We start from the raw sequence: 16579 nt of genomic DNA, 5'->3' as shown, positions 1-16579 counted from the left end.
CTCCTGCGTACCGGCACCCCTGCCCCGATGCTATGCCCGCCACCTGGGACGCTCAGTCCGCTTCCGCACGCTCCGCCCTCCGCAGCAGGACCGCGGCCAGCAGCCCGCCCGCCAGGACCGCCGCGGCCCCGACGAGTTGGCTGGTCTCCAGACCGGAGGCGAAGGCGTCCGTGACGCGCTCCCGTGCCGCCGGACCGTCCGCCGAGGCGAGCACGGCGGGGAGCGAGGCCGCCCCGGCGGCACCCGGCACGAGCGCGGCGAACCGCGAGTTGAGCACGGCGCCGAGCACGGCGACCCCGAGCCCGTTGCCGAACTCGGCGAGCGTGCCGTTCACTCCGGCGCCCACCCCCGCCTTCTCCCGCGGGATGGAGCTCATGATGGCGTTGGCCATGGCGGGCATCGCCAGCGCGACACCCGCCCCCATGACGATCAGGCCCAGCAGCATGCCGCCGTAGTCCCGCCCGCCCAGCAGCGCGATCGCCGTGAGCCCGGCGGCCAGCAGGGTCATCCCGGCGCCGATGACGGCGGGCGTCCCCCACTTCCCCACGAGCCGGGCACCGAGCCCGGTGAGGTTGAGCGCGACGACGGTGAGGGCGAGCGGGGCGGTGCGCAGCCCGGCCTCCAGCGGCTCGTAGCCCAGCACGAACTGCAGGTGCTGGGTGAGCAGGAAGAGCGAGCCCGTCATCCCGAAGGCGACGAGGATCGCGCCGGCCACCGCGCCGGTGAACCGCTGGTCGCGGAAGAAGTGCATGTCCAGCATCGGATACGGGACGTGGAGCTCCCACAGCACGAATCCGGTGAGGACGGCGATCCCGGCGAACGCCGTCAGCAGGACCGGCCCCGAGCTCCAGCCGTGCTCCGGGCCGGAGATGATCGCGTACACGACGGCCGCCATGCCCAGGGTCGAGAGCAATGCCCCGATCAGGTCGGGGCGGTCCCCGCTCGGGTTCCTGGACTCCGGCACGAGCCGGACGACCGCGATCACGCCGACGACCGCCACAGGAATGTTGATCAGGAAGATCGCGCCCCACCAGAAGTGGTCGAGCATGGCCCCGCCGAGCAGCGGACCTGCCGCGAATCCCAGGGAGTTGACGGTGGACCAGATTCCGATGGCCTTGACGCGTTCGGTGTCGTCGAAGATCTGGACCACGACGGACAGGGTGGTCGTGATCAGTAGCGCGCCACCGACGCCCATCCCCGCGCGGGCGGCGATCAGCTGTCCGGAGGACTGCGCGAGTCCGGCCGCCAGGGAACCGATGCCGAACACCAGAAGGCCCGTGACCAGCATCTTCTTTCGGCCGTAGCGGTCGGAGGCGCTGCCTGCCGTGAGCAGGAGTCCGGACTGGACGAGCGAGTAGGCGTTGATCATCCACTGCACATCGGCCGTGGACGCGTTCAGCTCGGTGGTGAGGGAGGGGATCGCGACGTTCAGCACGGTGTTGTCGAGCAGCACCGTGAGCTGGGCGAGGCAGATGACCCCGAGGATCAGCCAACGCCGCGCGTGGGTGTCCCGGGGGGTGAGGTCGTTCTGCTCGGTGGCGGTCGCCGTCATGCGGGCTCCTGGTTCCGGTGCAGTTGTACGGTGTAGAGCTAGCGTCGACTTACACCGTAAGGCACTTCCTTTACGCCGTACAACTCTTTCCGGAAGTCGGCTCCCACCGCCCACGCGACAGGGCGGTGGGCCCGGAGCCTCTGCCCCGGGGCCACCGCCCTGTCGTCACCGCCCTGTCGTCACCGCTCTGCCGTCGCGGCCCTCAGCCCGTCGGCCGGGTGAGGTCGTAGAAGGTCGCGCTGCCCGCCGTGACCTCCGTGAAGTTCTCCTCCACCCACGCCGAGATCCGGGACGAGGTCCCTTCGCCACCGGCGCCGCCGCCCGTGCCGCCCGTGCCGCCCGAGATGAAGTAGTGGATCTCTCCGTCCTCCACGTACTTCTTGAACCGGGCGAGCGTCGGGGACGGGTCGCTGCCGTTGAATCCGCCGATCGCCATGACCGGGTCACCGGTCGCGAGCTGGTAGCTCGCGGCGTTCTGCGAACCGATCGCCGCGGCGGCCCAGGTGTAGGCGTCGGCGTTCTGCTTCAGGAGCGTCTTGGCCTCGGAGTCGACGGAGGCGCCGTTGAGCAGACCGCCCATGCCGCCGCCGCCCATGCCGCCTTCACCCGTGCCGCCGCCGGGCATGCCGCCCTGCCGGCCCCCGGGAGCCTGGCCCTGCCCCGGCATTCCGCCGCCGGGGAAGCCGCCGCCCTGCGTCTGGCCGGCGCCCTGCTGCGCTCCTTGTCGCGTGCCCTGCTGCGTTCCCTGCCCGGGAGGCTGCATCCCGCCGCCGGGTCCCTCACCGCCACCGGGACCGCCGCCCCGGCCGCCACCAGGACCGCCCGTGCTCGCGCCCGACGGACCGGCGGTGACGATCGACCCCTGGTGCCCAGTGTTCAGCGTGCTGATCGTGTACGCCGTCGGCCCGGCCAGCGCCGCCGCGAGGGCAAGCCCCACCGCCCCCAGCGCGAGCCCCCGGCCCAGCCGTGCGGCGAACAGCAACCCCACAGCGCCCACCGTTCCGCCTGTCAGGACGGCCCAGCGCAGCCACGGGACGTAGTCCGGGGTGCGCCCCAGCAGGACGTAGGACCAGACGGCCGTCACCGCGACGGTCACTCCGAGCGCGGCACGCGCCCACCACTCGGCCCGTTCCTCCCAGAGGACCGTGGCGCCCATGCCGGCCAGCGCCGCGATGAAGGGGGCCAGAGCCACGGTGTAGTACTGGTGGAAGATGCCGGCCATGAAGCTGAAGACGAGGGCCGTCATCAGCAGCGAGCCGCCCCAGGCGAGGAACGCCGCGCGGGCCGTGTCGGTCCGCTTCGCCCGCCAGGTCAGCCGGACGCCCGCGACCAGCAGGATCAGCGCGGCGGGCAGCAGCCACGAGATCTGGCCGCCGATCTCGGAGTTGAACATCCGGCCGATGCCGGTCTCGCCCCAGCCTCCGCCCTGGCCGCCGCCACCTCCGCCGCCGACGCTGCCGGTCTCCTCGCCGTTGATCCGGCCCAGTCCGTTGTAGCCGAAGGTCAGCTCCAGGAAGGAGTTGCTCTGCGAGCCGCCGATGTACGGGCGCGAGGAGGCGGGCCACAGCTCGACGATCGCCACCCACCAGCCGCCGGAGACGACCATCGCCAGTGCGGCCAGGCTCAGTTGGCCGAAGCGCTTCCGCACGGGGACCGGCGCGAACACCGCGTACAGCACGGCGAGCGGCGGGAGGATCAGGAAAGCCTGCAAGGTCTTCGACAGGAACGCGAGGCCCACCGCGACGCCCGCCCAGACCAGCCACTTCGTCCGGCCGCCCTCCAGGGCGCGCAGCACGCAGTAGACGGTGACGGTCATCAGGAGCGCGAGCAGCGCGTCCGGGTTGTTGAAGCGGAACATCAGCGCGGCGACCGGGGTCAGCGCGAAGACCGCCATCGTGATCAGCCCGGCGGCGGCGCTGAAGCGGCGGCGTACGGCCGCGTAGAGGACGCCGGCCGTCGCGACGCCCATCAGCACCTGCGGTGCCAGGATCGCCCAGGAGCTCAGGCCGAAGATCCTCACCGACAGGGCCATCGGCCAGAGCGTGGCCGGCGGCTTGTCGACCGTGATCGCGTTCGCGGAGTCCAGCGAGCCGAAGAAGAAGGCCTTCCAGCTCCGGCTTCCGGCCTGTACGGCCGCGGAGTAGAAGGAGTTGGCGTATCCCGACGCCCCGAGGTCCCACATGTACGCGAGCGCGACGACCAGCAGCAGGCCGAGGAAGGCGGGCCTGGCCCAGCGCGGGTCCTCGGGCCTGCCCCGGAGGATGCGCCGCGACAGCGGTCCCCTCCTGCCCGCGGCGTGCGCGGGCGGCCCTGGGGTGCCGGGCGGGGCCTGGAGGTGGTCGGAGTGCGTGGCCGCGGTCATCGGACGTTCCTCAGTTCGTGTGCGGCACCCTTGCGGGCGTCCTGGTGGTCGGTGCGCCGGTCGGGGAAGACCCAGGCACGGAAGAGCAGAAACCGCAGCACCGTCGCCGCGAGGTTGGCAGCGATCAGCACGGCCAGTTCCGTGCTGTGCGACGCCGATCCGGACGCCGTGTTCAGGGCGGCCAGCGAACCGCTCGTGAGAGCGAGCCCGATCGCGAAGACGACGAGCCCCTGCGCCTGGTGGCGCACGGCGCCGCCCCGGCCGCGTACGCCGAAGGTGAGCCTCCGGTTCGCCGCCGTATTGGCGACGGCGGACACCAGCAGCGCCGCCGCGTTGGCGATCTGCGGGCCGGCGCCCAGCCGGAAGAGGGAGTAGAGCGCGAGGTAGACGAGGGTGGAGAGCGCCCCCACGACGCAGAAGCCGACCAGCTGCCGGGCGAGTCCGCGCGGCACCCCGGGCACGGCCCGGTCGCGCGGGTCGTCCCCGAAGGGCCGCGCCAGCCGGTCCAGCGACAGCGTCCCGGTGGCCAGGGCGCGGCCCACCCGCCAGACCCCCTTGAGGTCGTCGGTCGCGGTCCTCACGATGTGCACGGTGGAGTCGGGATCGTCGACCCAGTCGACGGGAACCTCGTGGATGCGCAGCCCGGCCCGCTCGGCGAGCACCAGCATCTCCGTGTCGAAGAACCAGCCGGTGTCCTCGACCATCGGCAGCAGCCGCTGCGCGACCTCACGCCGTATGGCCTTGAAGCCGCACTGGGCGTCGCTGAACCCGGCGGCCAGCGAAGAACGCAGGATCAGGTTGTAGGCCCGCGAGATGAACTCCCGCTTCGACCCCCGCACCACCCGCGAACTGCGGGCCAGGCGCGAGCCGATGGCGAGGTCGGAGTGACCGGAGATCAGCGGGGCGACCAGGGGCAGGAGCGCGTTGAGGTCCGTCGAGAGGTCGACGTCCATGTAGGCGAGGACCGGGGAGTCCGAGTGGGTCCAGACGGTCCGCAGCGCCCGGCCCCGGCCCTTCTCCTCCAGCCGGTACGACCGCACCTCGGGGATGAGCTCCGCGAGCCGTGCCGCCACCTCGGGCGTCCGGTCGGTGCTCGCGTTGTCCGCCATGGTGATCCGGAAGCCGTAGGGGAACGTCCGCGCCAGGTGGTCGTGCAGGCGCAGCACACACGTTTCGAGGTCCTTCTCCTCGTTGTACACGGGGATCACCACGTCGAGTACGGGTACGGGTGCGGGAGCGCCGACCGCTGCGGCCAGGAGATGTTCCCGGGCCGGCAGGGTGCTCCAAGGAGTGTCGGTTCGCATGACACAGACACTCGCCAACCGCGCTGTCACATCCGTGTGCTGAGCCTGTGGCCCGCCTGTGAGTGCGCCACGGAGGCGTACGGAGCATGTCCAGGTGCCGGCGCAGGGGCGTACGGAAAGCCGTCCGGAGCCGCCGCGGGAGCGTACGGAACGCCGTCCCGAGCCGCCGCGGGGGCGTACGGAACGCCGTCCGGAGCCGCCGCGGGGGCGCTCCCCGAGCCGTTCGCCGCGTCTCCCGCGTACACCTCGTCGGCCGGCAGATGGACGGCGAACACCGTGTTCCCGGGCACGGAGCGGACCTCGGCCAGCCCTCCGTGCGCGGCGACGACGGCCTGCACGATGGCGAGCCCGAGACCCGTCGACCCGGCGTGGCGGGAGCGCGAGGCGTCGCCGCGCGCGAACCGTTCGAAGACCCGCGGCTGCAGCTCGGCCGGAATGCCCGGCCCGTCGTCCTGGACCTCCAGGGTCACCCAGGGCACCTCCCTGCGCGCCTCGCGCACGCGGACCGTGACGGTGGTCCCGGGCGGCGTGTGCGTACGGGCGTTCGCCAGCAGGTTGACCAGCACCTGCTGGATCCGGGTCGGATCGGCCGGCACCGTCGCGGGCACCTCGGGCAGCTCCAGACGCCAGTGGTGTCCGTATCCGGCAGCACCACCGGGGGCGCGGTCCGCGACACGGGCGTCGCTCACCGCGTCGATGACGAGCGGCGAGAGATCGGTGCTCTGGTACGAGAGCGGCCGTCCGGCGTCGAGGCGTGCCAGGAGCAGCAGGTCCTCGACCATGCCTGTCATCCGCTCCGCCTCGGACTCGATCCGTCCCAGGGCGTGCCGGGTGTCGGGCCCGGCGTCCTCCCTCCCGCGCCGGGTGAGTTCGGCGTAGCCGCGGATCGAGGCGAGCGGGGTGCGCAGCTCGTGACTGGCGTCCGCGACGAACTGCCGGACCCGTGTCTCGCTCTTCTGCCGGGCGTCGAGAGCCGAACCGACATGGCCCAGCATCCGGTTGAGGGCCGCGCCGACCTGGCCGACCTCGGTACGCGGATCTGCCTCGGCCTCCGGGACCCGTTCGAGCAGGGCGACCTCGCCACTGTGCAGCGGGAGTTCGGACACCCGGGTCGCGGTGGCCGCCACCCTGCGCAGCGGGCGCAGGGCGACACCGACCATGGCGGCACCGGCGATCCCGGCGGCGATGAGTCCGGCCCCGGTGACACAGACCTCGACGAGGATAAGGGTGTTGACGGCCTTGTCCACCTCAGCCGTGGGGAGTCCGACGAGCACGGTCGAGCCGTCGCGCGCCTCCACGGCCTCGACGAGATAGCCGCCGAGCCCGGGCAGCTCGACGTCACGCGCCTCGCCGTCCGCGGGGAGTTCCGCTGCCTCCAGGGCCTTCTCCTGGGCGTCGGTCAGCGGTTCCGAGGTCGGCCGCGTGCCCGGCCCCTTGTCCTTAGGGACCTTCGACAGGGTGATCGAACCGTCCACGGAGACGGCGCCGAACGTCTTGAGGGGCTGGCCGGCCATGCCGATGAAGTCCAGCGGGTCGTCGGTCCCGGGGCCGCCGGGGTCAGGCGCGCCCTTGCCCGGCGCGGGTCCGGACACACGCATGGAGACGTCGCGCAGCTGGGCGTTCAGCTTCCCGTACATGTACTCGTGGAAGGCGATGGCCGTCACCGAGCCGATCACAGCCGCGACGACCGCGATGAGCGTCACCGCGTACACGACGAGCCGGGTCCGCAGCGTCCAGGGGCGGCGCGCGTTCTTCCTGCTCACAGGGTTACTCACCCGGCTTGATGAGGTATCCCGCCCCGCGCCGGGTGTGGATCATCGGGGTGCGCCCCGCGTCGATCTTCTTGCGCAGGTAGGAGATGTACAGCTCGACGACGTTGGCCTGGCCCCCGAAGTCGTAGTTCCAGACGCGGTCCAGGATCTGCGCCTTGCTCAGCACCCGGCGCGGATTTCGCATCAGGAAGCGGAGCAGCTCGAACTCGGTCGCCGTGAGATGGATCGAGTCGTCGCCCCGGCTCACCTCGTGGCTGTCCTCGTCCAGCACCAGGTCGCCGACGACGAGCGTCGACTCGCTGCGCGCCGAGGCCGTACCGGACCGGCGGATCAGCCCGCGCAGCCGCGCCACGACCTCCTCCAGGCTGAACGGCTTGGTCACGTAGTCGTCGCCGCCCGCCGTGAGCCCTGCGATCCGGTCCTCGACCGAGTCCCGCGCGGTCAGGAACAGCACCGGCACGTCGGAGAGTTCGCGCCGGAGCCGGCCGAGCACGGCAAGCCCGTCCATGTCGGGGAGCATGACATCGAGGACCACCGCGTCCGGGCGGAAGTCGCGCGCCGTACGCAGGGCGCCCGCACCGTCCCCGGCGCTGCGCACCTCCCACCCCTCGTAGCGCAGGGCCATGGAGAGCAGCTCGGCGAGCGGGGCCTCGTCGTCCACGACCAGTACGCGGACGGGGTTGCGGTCGGGCCTGAGCAGTTCTGTCCGCCCCTGGGGCGAGGTCGTCGTCATGGCTCAAGCCTGTGAGACGGCCGTGAGAGGGAGCTTTCGCCTACCTGTGAATCTCCTGAGAAACGCGCCTCACGCCTGCCTGAGCCGCGTGCCTCACACCTGCCCGGACAGCTCGCCTCACACCTGCCCGAACAGCTCGCTCGCGTTCCCGTGGCAGACCGCCCGCAACCAGGCGTCGCCCAGCCCCAGCCGCTCCAGGGCGTGCAGTTGGTGGACGTACGGATACGGGATGTTCGGGAAGTCCGTGCCCAGCAGGATCCGGTCCCCCAGATCCGCGAGGCGTCCGCGCTCCGCGGCCGGGAACGGCATGAAGTCCTCGGTGAAGTCGGTGAACGCCATCGTCGTGTCGAGCCGAACCCCGGGGTACGCCGCCGCCAGCTCCAGGAAATCCACGTACTCCGGCATCCCCATGTGCGCCACCACCAGCTTCAGCCGGGGGTGGCGGGAGAGCAGCCGGCCGATGGGCCCGGGGCCGGTGAACGCGCCGGGCGCCGGGCCGGAGCCGCAGTGCGTCACCACCGGGATCCCCGCCTCCGCCAGCAGCCCCCACACGGGCTCCAGCAGCGGATCGTTCGGGTCGTAGCCCCCCACCTGGAGGTGCGACTTGAAGACGCGGGCCCCTGCCTCGACCGCCTCGCGCACGTAGGTCTCCGCGCCCTCCTCCGGGAAGAAGGTCGCGGTGTGCAGACAGTCCGGCACCCGGTCCGCGAACCCGGCCGCCCAGCCGTTCAGCCAGGCCGCCATCCCGGCCTTGTGCGGGTAGAGCATCGAGGTGAACCGGAGTACGCCGAACGACCGCAGCAGCGCCAGCCGTTCGTCCTCGTCCTGCCGGTAGGTGATGGGCCACTCCAGGCCGGTCAGCGAGCCCACCGAGTCGAAGTACGCCCACACCTTGCTGAGCACCCGCTCCGGCATGAAGTGGGTGTGCACGTCGATGATCCCGGGCAGCCCGAGCCGCTTCCAGAATCGCAGCACGTCATCGCGGTCACGGTCGTCGTTGCTCATCCGCCCCATCCGCCCCATCTGCCTCGTGCGTCGCCAGGAACGATCCCGGCGACGATCTCAGAACAGCCCGTCCTGCACACCACCGCCCCCCACGGACACGGTCGGCACGCTGGTCCCCTCCCGGGCGCCGGCACCCACCAGATCCCATCCGGTGACGAGCCGCGTGTCCAGCACGACGATCCCGTCGCCCGCGGTCTCCAGGTGGAGATCGGGTCCGGCGGCCGCCACCAGCCGACCGGCCACCACCCCGCCGTCCGCGAGCCCTGTCACGACCCGCGCCGCCGGCCCCGCTCCCGCCAGCCCGAACACCCCCGCGTGGTCGACCGCCTCGAACGGCAGCCGCTCCAGCGCCTCCGGCCACCCGGCGCCCTCCAGCGCCGCGGCCCGCCGGTACAGCGCTTCGATCTCGGCAGCCCGGTCCGCCGCCCCCAGAAGCCCGCCGCGCACCGCCCGCTTGCGCGCGTACGGGATCCGGTCGGGCACCCCGAGCGCCGTACGCAGCAGCTCCTCCGTACGCCGCGCGGCCATCAGCGGGCCGCGCCCCAGCCAGCTGAACACCACGGCCCCCTGCTCCCGCAGCCGTGCGGCCTCCCGCGCCTCACCGGTGATCCCGACCTTGACCATGCCCGGCCCGAACCAGGCCAGGTAGACGCGGTACGGACGCGGGTCGTCGGCGATCGTGTCGGCGGCCACGGAATGGGCCCGGTCCAGCCGCGCGCACTCCTCGCACCGCGCCCCCGTGCTCCGTACGGTCACCACGGCCCCCACCGGACACGGGTTCCCCCGCGCCCCCACGCAGTGCCGCTCCCCGACGGCCCGGAACCCGAGCTCCGTCCCGTACGCCAGGACGCTGACCCGCCCCCGCCCGGACCGGTCGCTCCGCGCCCATCCGAGCACGGGCTCGCCGTGGTGGGGCCAGCGCAGCCCGGTGCACCTCCAGCCGCCCATGCTCAGCCCGGACAGGGGGTGAGGAGGCGTGTGTTCATGTCGGTCTCCTCGGGGACGGTCGGCCCGGGACGGGCTCGCTCGGGGCAGTGTCGCGCGAGCAGGGGGCCGTGCTCCGCGGCCGTGGGCCCGGAGAAACCCTAACGAAGTGGGGCCCTCGGCAGGCCGCCTCGTCCCCGTGCGGGAGCCACCTCGTCGGCATGCGTATTTCTAGAGTGAATTTCTAGAAAAACCTTCAATCGAGCTGCCGGCGGCCCACACTGGCCCCCGTGTCCTCACCGGAGATTCCGCTCTCACTCACAGCGCGGCAGGCCGCCGACGGCGCCGTGGTCACCGTCCCCCTCCCGACCGGCGCCACCCGCATCCGCATCCCGCCCGCCGACGACGGCGACCTCGTCAGGGCCCGGGTGGACGGCCGGGAAGTGCTCCTGCGCATCAGGGTCACCAGAAGTGCGACGGCGAACGGGCCCGCGTGGCTGGGGCTGCTCGGGATCGCCGCTGTCGTCGCCTTCGCCGTCTTCCTGACCACCGGACTCGACGACAGCACTCCCTCCAGCTCCTCGCCCGCGTACAGCTCTCCCAGCGCAGACCCGTACGCGGAGGAAACGGAGACCGAGGACCCGTACACCGAGGAGCCCACCACCGACGAGACCGAAGAACCCCCCGCCGAGGAGACGGAGGAGACAGAGGACTCGGGGGACTCGGGGGACGCCTATGCCGAGGATCCGTTCGAAGCCCCGTACGACACCGGTGCGGAGGAGCCCGACCCCTACGAGTCCGGCACCTGCCTCAACGGGACGCTGCCGGACTCCACCACGGCGCAGGAGGTCAGCGGTGTCGACGAGGTCTCCTGCTCCGCCTCCGACGCCCACTACCAGGTGATCCGGACGATCCCCGCCACGTCGGACATGAGCCGGTGCGACGCCGAGGCGAACACGCAGTACGCGTTCTCGCACCGCTACACCCTCAACGGGGCGACCCTCAACGAGTACGTGTACTGCCTGATCGGCCTCGGCTCGTACGCCCGCTGACGCCGCCCCGGTCCGCCTGCCACGTGCCGCCGGCCACGACGGACCACGGTTCGTGCCTGAAGTACTCAGGTGCGGTCGAGTACATGCGCTCCGGCCCGCGGCGACGCGGGCCGGGATGCTCGACCCATGCGATCACGACTTCCGAGAACCACCCACCAGCTGTGGGCCGCCCTGCTGCTCTTCCTCATGACGCTCGCCCTGTGGGCCGCCTGGCTCGGCTGGGACCAGCACCGCGACGTGCATCCCGACGGCACGACCACCGGCCCCTACGAGGCGTGGCAGGTGATCGGACTCGTGCTGACCCTGCTGGTGCCCCTGTGCTGGGCGGCGTCCCGTCAGTACGTCGTGAGCCCCGTCGTCGGCATCACGGGTGGCCTCGGCGTCGCGGCGGCCTACGACTGGTCCGACGACTCCAGCGGTCTCTTCGCCGTCGGCGTGGGCGCGATCGTCGTGGGGAGCCTCGTCGTCACGACCGGCGTCTCCCTCGGCGTCGCCGCCATGAAACGGCACGGGAGGGGGCACGGCGCGGGCGGAGTCACCGGCTGACCCGGTCGCCGTGTCGCCGCCCTTCCGCCCGCAGCTTCCCCACGCTCCGGCAGCCGCTGTCGCCGCCCGTGACGGCTAGGATCCGGGCCATGGCTCTGACCATGAACGACACGGACCGGTTCGAGGCGGCCATGCCCCGCCTGGAGGCCATCGCCTACCGGCTCCTCGGCTCCGCGAGCGACGCCGAGGACGCCGTGCAGGACACGTTCCTGCGGTGGCAGGCCGCCGACATCGCCCGTATCGAGGTCCCTGAGGCCTGGCTGACGAAGGTCCTCACCAACCTGTGCCTCAACCAGCTCACCTCGGCCCGCGTCCGGCGTGAGTCGTACGTGGGCCAGTGGCTGCCCGAGCCGCTGCTCGCCGGAGACCCGATGCTCGGCCCCGCCGACACCGCCGAGCAGCGCGAGTCCGTCTCGTACGCGGTCCTCGCCCTCATGGAGCGCCTCTCCCCCAACGAGCGGGCGGTGTACGTGCTGCGGGAGGCCTTCGACTACCCGCACCGCCAGATCGCGGAGATCCTCGACATCACCGAGGCCGCCAGCCAGCAGATCCTCCACCGCGCGAAGAAGCACGTCGCGGAGGGCAAGGCCCGCACCGAGATCGACGAGGCCGCCGCCCGGCGGATCGTCGACGAGTTCCTCGCGGCCGCCACCAGCGGCCGGACCGAGCCGCTCGTCCGGCTGCTCACCGACGACGCCATCGCGATCGGCGACGGCGGAGGGAAGGTCCCGGCCCGCGCCAAGGCGTTCGAGGGCGCCCTCGCGGTCGCGAAGTTCATGCGGGGCCTGTTCAAGCCCGGCAAGGCCAAGCGCGCCCTCGTGGGCGGCTCCCCCGGGGTCTATCCGGCGAGCGCCAACAACACCCCGGCCCTCGTGGTGGTCCTCGACGGCCGGGTCATCGGGGTCATGTGCCTGGAGATCACCGCGGACGGCATCTCGGCGTTCCGCAGCCAGGTCAACCCCGACAAGCTCGAACGCGCGACCCGCCGATGGGCGGCCGCCGACCACGGGGAACCCCTGCTCAACGCCTTCTGACCACGCTGTGACGTGCTTCACATCGCGTTCCTGTCAGGAAACGGCGGGCTGCCCGGTTCAAGGGGCAAAGCCGCGCGAGACAGGAGCAGGGAAATGCCGCACCGAATCATCGTCCTCGGAGCCGGATACACCGGAGCCGTCGCAGCCGGCCGCCTCGCCAAGCGACTGCACCGCGACGACGTCTCCATCACCCTCGTCAACGCCGAACCCGACTTCGTCGAGCGGGTCCGGATGCACCAGCTGGCGGTCGGACAGGACCTCGCGCCCCGGCCCTTCGACGAGATGTTCGCGGGCACCGGCGTCGAGCTGAGGCTCGCGGAGGTCACCGGTGTCGACGTCGACAGGGGGACGGTCGCCGTCGTCGACGGGAACGGCGCCGAGGAGCTGGAGTACGACAGCCTCGTGTACGCCCTCGGCAGCGGCTGGAACACCCAGGGCGTGCCCGGCATCACCGAGCACGCCCACGACATCGCAGGCCGCCCCGGAGCACTCCGGCTGCGGGAGCGCCTGGCCGCCCTGGACGCCGGGCAGCCCGTACTCGTCGTCGGTGGCGGGCTCACCGGCCTGGAGGCCGCGACCGAGATCGCCGAGGCCCGCCCGGACCTCGACGTCGCCCTCGCCGCCCGGGGCGGACTCGGCGACTGGCTCTCGCCCAAGGGCCGCGCGCACGTGCGGAAGGTGTGCGACAAGCTCGGCATCACCGTCCACGAGCACACCGCCGTGACGGGCGTGGAGGCGGAGCAGGTCACCACCGCCGACGGCACGACGCTCCCGGCCTCGGCCACCGTGTGGACCACCGGCTTCGCGGTCCACCCGATCGCGAAGGCCACCGCGCTGGAGGTCACCGCCACGGGCCAGATCGTGGTCGACCGGACCATGCGCTCGGTCTCGCACCCGGACGTGTACGCCATCGGCGACGCGGCCATGGCCATGGGCCCCGCCGACAAGCCACTGCGGATGTCGTGCGCCTCGGGCACCCCCGCCGCGTGGCAGGCCGCCGACGCCCTCGCGGCACGCCTGACCGGCGGCAAGATCCCGACCACGCCGCTCCGCTACTTCAACCAGTGCATCTCGCTGGGCCGCAGGGAAGGCCTGATCCAGTACGTCACCGCCGACGACCGCGCCGTCCGGGCGGCCCTGACCGGCCGCTTCGCCGCCGCCTACAAGGAACTGGTCTGCAAGGGCGCGGCCTGGGGCGTCACCAACCCGACGCTCGGCGCACCGGCCCGGCGCCGCCGCGTCGTGCAGGACCGGGCCTCTGAGGGCTCGGCCGCCGGGGCGACGGCCTGAGCGAGGCGCACCTCCGGCGCCCGGGGGCCCAACTCGCCCTCCGGGCGCCCGGCCCCGGGCCTACCGTCCTCGCGCCGAGAACCGTCTGGCAGCGGCCACGACGACGCCCACGCCGACCGCGAACTCGACCAGCACTCCGATCACGCCACCCAGGTCCAGCGTCCCGATCATGTCCGCCTCCTCAACAGCCCGATGGCATAAGCCCACGCGGCACTCGACCGAGTGCCGCGTGGCACGAACACGGCACCCCGGCCGTGCGCGTGGAACCCGGAGGGCCAAAGCCTGAGGATCACCTGAGCTTGGCTCTCCCCGGCAGGCTGCGTGCCCATCAGTGCGGAGAGATCGGGCTGACGCCTCTCGGCCCCGGAGGGTCGCTACCGGCCGGCGCGGTTGCCGGGGTCGCGGTACGGAACTGCTCTACCCCTGAGGCGACTCGGTGGTCCTGCCGCTCCGGCGACGCATCCCTCGGTAGATCACCCGGAGGCTGACCAGGACAAGCACCACTCCGCCGATCGGCCACCCCATGGAGGCTCCATCGCGGTAGTCCCTGATGCCGATCGCAAGAAGAAGAACAGACAGGGGCAGCCCTGCCCAGTCGAGGGCCCTGTTCACTCTCGCGGACATCGAAGGCTCGTTCACAGCGTGATCCTGACAGGCCCCGGTGTCTGCCACCGGATGCGGGTGCAGGTCGAGCACAGGACCTCGACCTGTGGCCTCATCCGTATCAGGTCGGTGGACGGACACCCGGCACGACGGAACACCCCGAACCGCGCTGCGCCGGCCCGCCGACTGCCTCCGCCGGGATCACCAAGGACCGGTCGTGTCGCTGTCAGCCGCTGACGTATCGCGCGATGGCGGTCATGACGGACCGGCCCGCTCCGCAGCAGCGAGCGAGGAGGGAGTGGCTTTCTCCATGCGGCTCGTCCAGGCCGATGCGGCGCCGACGGTCAACACGTAGTCCACGTCGACAGAGAAGTCGCCTGACTGCCCATGGATCTTCAGCGCGTGCGCGCCGGGAGCCAAGGGCGGCAGCTGCACCCAAAGACCGCACCCTGTAGCTGTGAAGCGCCCTTCCTCTCCGGTGACCTGGTTGCCCTGAACGCCTTCCACTGTGATCGAGTCGCCTTCGTAGGTCTCCGGTTCCACCGGCTCACCGTCGAGTGCCACGGTCCCTTGCGCGCTCCTCATGAAGGCCGCGCAGCTCTGGTCGTCTCCGACAAGGTTGATGACAGGCACAGTGATCGGACGACCGTTTGGAATTTCGCACGCGCGTACAGCCCTACCGCCATGGGTGCCGGCCAGAAACCACACGTCGGGCGGTTGATTGCGTCCGCACCTGCTCCCGTCCGTGTCGGCGACAGGGCTGGTCGCCTCGGGCTCCGAGGCAGCCCAAGTCCACCATCGGCCCTGTAGCTCCGCGGAAGGGATGTTCCCGTTCTCCGCCGCCGGAGCGGTACGCGTCGACGCCGGTCTCTCCGTGTCATCCGAGCCTCGGGCTACCCGTGTCCCACACCCCGCCATGGCCGCCAGCACTACAGCTGTCAGGCCCGCTGCCCCAACTCTGAACCACATATAGCCCCCTCCGGCCGCACGCACCGCCCTGGCATCACAGCCGACGCGACATGAGCGGACACCGTATCCAGGGGGTGGGAACCAGGCTGCTCCGAGCCCGTTGCTGTACTTCGCTGCCGTACCGGCCAACGCGAGAGGCCCCCAGGATCTCTCCTGGGGGCCTCTGGCCTGCTGTGCACTCGGCAGGATTCGAACCTGCAACCTTCTGATCCGTAGTCAGATGCTCTATCCGTTAAGCTACGAGTGCTTGTCCTCGGCCTGAGCCTCGGTCCCGCTCCCCGGACTTTTCTGCCCGGTCGGCGTTGCGAGAACAACATTACATGACCTGCGCCGTGACGCGAAATCCATTAGGCAAACCGCATCTGACCTGCGAAAACACCGTTCCGACGCGGATTTTCGGCAGCCGGATACGACCGAAGCCCCGTGCCTGGGGCACGGGGCTTCGGTTTCCTGCGGAGGCGGAGGGATTTGAACCCTCGATGGGCTTTAAGACCCAAACCGCATTAGCAGTGCGGCGCCATAGACCGGACTAGGCGACGCCTCCAGCACACCCCGCGCGAACGCGAGTGGTGCGTGCAGATGATGACACAGTCGAGCGCGCTGTCACCAATCGCCGCCCACGGTACTAGGCAGGTGGGCGGCGAGGCAAAGCGCGTCGGGGGGTGTCGGGGGGCCGACCGTCCGAGGGCGGGCGGGTCGGCCGTCCGGACGGTTGTTCCGGTCGGCCCCCCATGAGTTGCGCAACGTGCGGGCGCAAGGAGCGTTAGAGAGGACGAGGGCTCCGCCCTCCGTCCGTCACCCACGTGCGCGCCAGAACATCAGGAGCCCCGCATGCTGCGCCGTCTCACCCTTGCCGCTGTCGCGTCCCTCGCCGCGCTGTCCGCCGCCGCACCCGCCGCCACGGCCGCGTCCCCCCTCTTCCCGCTGCCTCCGCTCCCCCTGCTCCAGGGGGACTGGCCGGAGGCCCAGGACACGCGGACCCGCCTCACCGTGACGGTCTCGGAGTCCGGCAATCCGTCGGCCGACGGAGTCTTCGAGCTGGAGTGCGGTCCGGCGGGCGGCAGCCACCCCGCCGCCCAGCGGGCCTGCGACCTGCTGGACGAGGCCGCCGAGTCGGGGGACAACCCCTTCGTCGCGACCGACCGCAACGCCATGTGCACCCAGCAGGCCGGCGGCCCGGCCGCCGCCCGGGTCCAGGGCACCTGGCAGGGGGAGGACGTCGACGCGCGGTTCAGCCGGGCCAACGGGTGCGAGATCTCGCGCTGGAACAACCTCGTGCCGGTGCTTCCCTCCGCGAGGTAGCCGGTTCGGCGGGGCGTGCGCCGGGAGACTCCGGCCGAGCGGGAGGGCGCGCGCAGGGGCGCGCGGCGGCCGTTCGAAAGGCCTGAAGGCCCTGTTCCGGGGGCACTTCAGGCAGCCTCCGGACCCACACC

The 16579-nt window shown here is 71.8% G+C and carries 13 protein-coding genes and 2 tRNA genes; 5 read left to right on the top strand and 10 right to left on the bottom strand.

What is annotated here, in order from left to right; genetic code table 11:
* Positions 1-52: 52 nt before the first annotated feature.
* From ACFUNE_RS18140 to ACFUNE_RS18110, 7 genes are all read right to left on the bottom strand, one after another.
* A complete protein-coding gene (locus tag ACFUNE_RS18140) occupies positions 53-1552 on the bottom strand; it encodes an MFS transporter (RefSeq protein WP_383568397.1) in 1500 nt (499 codons plus the stop codon).
* Positions 1553-1754: 202 nt separating this feature from the next.
* A complete protein-coding gene (locus tag ACFUNE_RS18135; protein WP_383568394.1) occupies positions 1755-3914 on the bottom strand; it encodes an ArnT family glycosyltransferase in 2160 nt (719 codons plus the stop codon).
* Positions 3911-5218 (bottom strand): glycosyltransferase, encoded by a 1308-nt coding sequence (locus tag ACFUNE_RS18130; protein ID WP_383568391.1) that lies wholly within the window; start codon positions 5216-5218, stop codon positions 3911-3913. Before ACFUNE_RS18130 ends, ACFUNE_RS18135 begins: the two co-directional genes overlap by 4 nt.
* Before the next feature lie 26 nt (positions 5219-5244).
* Positions 5245-6981 (bottom strand): ATP-binding protein, encoded by a 1737-nt coding sequence (locus tag ACFUNE_RS18125; protein ID WP_383568388.1) that lies wholly within the window; start codon positions 6979-6981, stop codon positions 5245-5247.
* Positions 6982-6985: 4 nt separating this feature from the next.
* Positions 6986-7723 carry a response regulator transcription factor gene (locus tag ACFUNE_RS18120; RefSeq protein ID WP_383568386.1) on the bottom strand — a complete coding sequence of 246 codons (738 nt, stop codon included), beginning with the start codon at positions 7721-7723 and terminating at the stop codon, positions 6986-6988.
* Between the two features lie 117 nt (positions 7724-7840).
* On the bottom strand, positions 7841-8728 hold the full coding sequence (locus ACFUNE_RS18115) for an amidohydrolase family protein (protein ID WP_383568383.1): 888 nt from the start codon (positions 8726-8728) through the stop codon (positions 7841-7843).
* 57 nt (positions 8729-8785) lie between these two features.
* Positions 8786-9676: a DUF2797 domain-containing protein gene (locus ACFUNE_RS18110; RefSeq protein WP_383568380.1), complete on the bottom strand. Its 891-nt coding sequence runs from the start codon at positions 9674-9676 to the stop codon at positions 8786-8788.
* Between the two features lie 266 nt (positions 9677-9942).
* On the opposite strand from ACFUNE_RS18110, the gene ACFUNE_RS18105 reads away from it, so the two are divergent.
* From ACFUNE_RS18105 to ACFUNE_RS18090, 4 genes are all read left to right on the top strand, one after another.
* Positions 9943-10704 carry a hypothetical protein gene (locus ACFUNE_RS18105; RefSeq protein WP_383568377.1) on the top strand — a complete coding sequence of 254 codons (762 nt, stop codon included), beginning with the start codon at positions 9943-9945 and terminating at the stop codon, positions 10702-10704.
* 126 nt (positions 10705-10830) lie between these two features.
* Positions 10831-11250 (top strand): hypothetical protein, encoded by a 420-nt coding sequence (locus ACFUNE_RS18100; protein ID WP_383568374.1) that lies wholly within the window; start codon positions 10831-10833, stop codon positions 11248-11250.
* Between the two features lie 89 nt (positions 11251-11339).
* Positions 11340-12284, top strand: a complete 945-nt coding sequence (gene sigJ / locus ACFUNE_RS18095) for an RNA polymerase sigma factor SigJ (RefSeq protein WP_383568371.1) — start codon at positions 11340-11342, stop codon at positions 12282-12284.
* 93 nt (positions 12285-12377) lie between these two features.
* Positions 12378-13574, top strand: coding sequence for an NAD(P)/FAD-dependent oxidoreductase (locus ACFUNE_RS18090; protein ID WP_383568368.1), 1197 nt, complete (start codon positions 12378-12380; stop codon positions 13572-13574).
* Positions 13575-14432: 858 nt separating this feature from the next.
* Here ACFUNE_RS18090 and ACFUNE_RS18085 read toward each other — a convergent pair.
* The 3 genes from ACFUNE_RS18085 to ACFUNE_RS18075 all read right to left on the bottom strand — a co-directional run bounded on the left by ACFUNE_RS18085 (position 14433) and on the right by ACFUNE_RS18075 (position 15690).
* Positions 14433-14741 carry a hypothetical protein gene (locus tag ACFUNE_RS18085; RefSeq protein ID WP_383568365.1) on the bottom strand — a complete coding sequence of 103 codons (309 nt, stop codon included), beginning with the start codon at positions 14739-14741 and terminating at the stop codon, positions 14433-14435.
* A 579-nt stretch (positions 14742-15320) separates the two neighbouring features.
* Positions 15321-15393, bottom strand: a tRNA-Arg gene (locus ACFUNE_RS18080).
* Between the two features lie 206 nt (positions 15394-15599).
* Positions 15600-15690 (bottom strand) — tRNA-Ser (locus tag ACFUNE_RS18075).
* 287 nt (positions 15691-15977) lie between these two features.
* Between ACFUNE_RS18075 and ACFUNE_RS18070 the strand changes: the two genes are divergently transcribed.
* Positions 15978-16448 (top strand): SSI family serine proteinase inhibitor, encoded by a 471-nt coding sequence (locus tag ACFUNE_RS18070; protein WP_383568362.1) that lies wholly within the window; start codon positions 15978-15980, stop codon positions 16446-16448.
* Positions 16449-16579 lie beyond the last annotated feature (131 nt).

The sequence above is a fragment of the Streptomyces sp. NPDC057287 genome, assembly GCF_042667905.1.
In the GTDB taxonomy this organism is placed as follows: Bacteria; Actinomycetota; Actinomycetes; order Streptomycetales; family Streptomycetaceae; genus Streptomyces.
This window is presented reverse-complemented; position numbering and strand designations above follow the sequence as displayed.

What these genes read in the sequence shown, in the direction of transcription:
- ACFUNE_RS18140 (WP_383568397.1), bottom strand. Translation starts at nt 1,552, where the DNA reads ATGACGGCGACCGCCACCGAGCAGAACGACCTCACCCCCCGGGACACC.
- ACFUNE_RS18135 (WP_383568394.1), bottom strand. Translation starts at nt 3,914, where the DNA reads ATGACCGCGGCCACGCACTCCGACCACCTCCAGGCCCCGCCCGGCACC.
- ACFUNE_RS18120 (WP_383568386.1), bottom strand. Translation starts at nt 7,723, where the DNA reads ATGACGACGACCTCGCCCCAGGGGCGGACAGAACTGCTCAGGCCCGAC.
- ACFUNE_RS18115 (WP_383568383.1), bottom strand. Translation starts at nt 8,728, where the DNA reads ATGAGCAACGACGACCGTGACCGCGATGACGTGCTGCGATTCTGGAAG.
- ACFUNE_RS18070 (WP_383568362.1), top strand. Translation starts at nt 15,978, where the DNA reads ATGCTGCGCCGTCTCACCCTTGCCGCTGTCGCGTCCCTCGCCGCGCTG.
- ACFUNE_RS18100 (WP_383568374.1), top strand. Translation starts at nt 10,831, where the DNA reads ATGCGATCACGACTTCCGAGAACCACCCACCAGCTGTGGGCCGCCCTG.
- ACFUNE_RS18130 (WP_383568391.1), bottom strand. Translation starts at nt 5,218, where the DNA reads ATGCGAACCGACACTCCTTGGAGCACCCTGCCGGCCCGGGAACATCTC.
- ACFUNE_RS18090 (WP_383568368.1), top strand. Translation starts at nt 12,378, where the DNA reads ATGCCGCACCGAATCATCGTCCTCGGAGCCGGATACACCGGAGCCGTC.
- sigJ (WP_383568371.1), top strand. Translation starts at nt 11,340, where the DNA reads ATGGCTCTGACCATGAACGACACGGACCGGTTCGAGGCGGCCATGCCC.
- ACFUNE_RS18110 (WP_383568380.1), bottom strand. Translation starts at nt 9,676, where the DNA reads ATGGGCGGCTGGAGGTGCACCGGGCTGCGCTGGCCCCACCACGGCGAG.